Here is a 1,400-nt window from a genome sequence, read left to right on the forward strand (position 1 = left end):
TGGCAGCCGTTATGATTTTACGCGAGCATTTTAGTAATCTTAGAATCCGGGTTGTTAACGTGGTTGATTTGATGCGTTTACAGCCTAATACCGAACATCCTCACGGGTTAATCGCAGAGGATTTTGACACTCTGTTTACTATTAATAAGCCGGTTATTTTTGCATTTCATGGCTACCCAACGCTTATTCATAGGCTTACGTACAAGCGTAATAATCATCATAATATTCATGTTCGCGGGTATAAAGAAGAAGGCACTATTACAACTGCTTTTGATATGACGGTATTAAACGAGATTGATCGTTTTCATTTAGTGTTAGACACACTGGAACGCCTGCCAAACTTGGGTACAAAAAGAGACGCACTAAAAAAACAGCTTGAAGAAAAGCTTGTTGAGCATAAAAAATATATTAATAAGCATGGGCAAGATCTCCCTGAAATTCGTAATTGGCAGTGGCAGGCGCATCAATGAATTTTGTAGCTCAATCCACGATTAGTAAATTTGAAAATCTCGGTACAATTACCGCTATACGCGGCAGCGTAATTGACGTGCGTTTTGACAAGAAGCTACCTGCGATTAATTCAATGCTTAGTGCTGGCGCAAATAAACAGTGTATTTTTGAAGTGCTAGAGCAGCGCAATGAGCATCATGTAAGAGCAATTGCGCTCACGCCTACACAAGGACTTGCGCGTGGCATGGAAGTTGTTGACAGTGGCGGACCGTTACTTACCCCTGTTGGTAAAGGAACCTTATCTAGAATGTTTGATGTGTTTGGTAACACGCTTGATGGTGGTGGTGAGCTTAAAGATGTTCAGTGGCGCTCTGTACATAATAAGCCAGTGCCATTAACCGAACGGTCAACTCAATCAGAGATTTTTGAAACCGGTATAAAAGTAATTGATCTGCTGGTGCCGTTAGAACGCGGTGGCAAAGCGGGATTGTTTGGCGGTGCAGGTGTTGGCAAAACAGTGTTATTGACTGAAATGATTCACAATATGGTGGGCAAGCACAAAGGTGTTAGCCTATTTTGTGGCATAGGTGAGCGCTGCCGTGAAGGCGAAGAGCTTTATCGCGAAATGAAAGACGCGGGCGTTTTGCCAAACATGGCGATGATTTTTGGGCAAATGAACGAGCCACCAGGGAGTCGTTTTAGGGTGGGGCATGCAGCTTTAACTATGGCTGAGTATTTTCGTGATGATGAGCAGCGAGATGTGCTGTTGCTAATCGACAATATATTTCGTTTTATTCAGGCAGGCTCTGAGGTATCGGGCTTAATGGGGCAAATGCCTTCAAGGCTTGGTTATCAGCCTACTATGGGCACAGAGCTTGCCGGCTTAGAAGAGCGAATTGCCAATACACAAAATGGTGCTATTACTTCTATTCAAGCGGTGTATGTACCTG

2 pseudogenes are annotated in these 1,400 nt (G+C 43.5%); both read left to right on the forward strand.

From position 1 onward, the window contains the following. Window positions 1-470, forward strand: a pseudogene (locus tag L654_RS0106450) (phosphoketolase); the annotation flags it as partial. Continuing rightward, a pseudogene (locus L654_RS0106455) lies at window positions 467-1,400 on the forward strand (F0F1 ATP synthase subunit beta); the annotation flags it as partial. The pseudogenes L654_RS0106450 and L654_RS0106455, both read left to right, overlap by 4 nt.

The sequence above is a fragment of the Pseudoalteromonas sp. TAB23 genome (assembly GCF_000498075.1).
GTDB classification, from domain to species: domain Bacteria; phylum Pseudomonadota; class Gammaproteobacteria; order Enterobacterales; family Alteromonadaceae; genus Pseudoalteromonas; species Pseudoalteromonas arctica.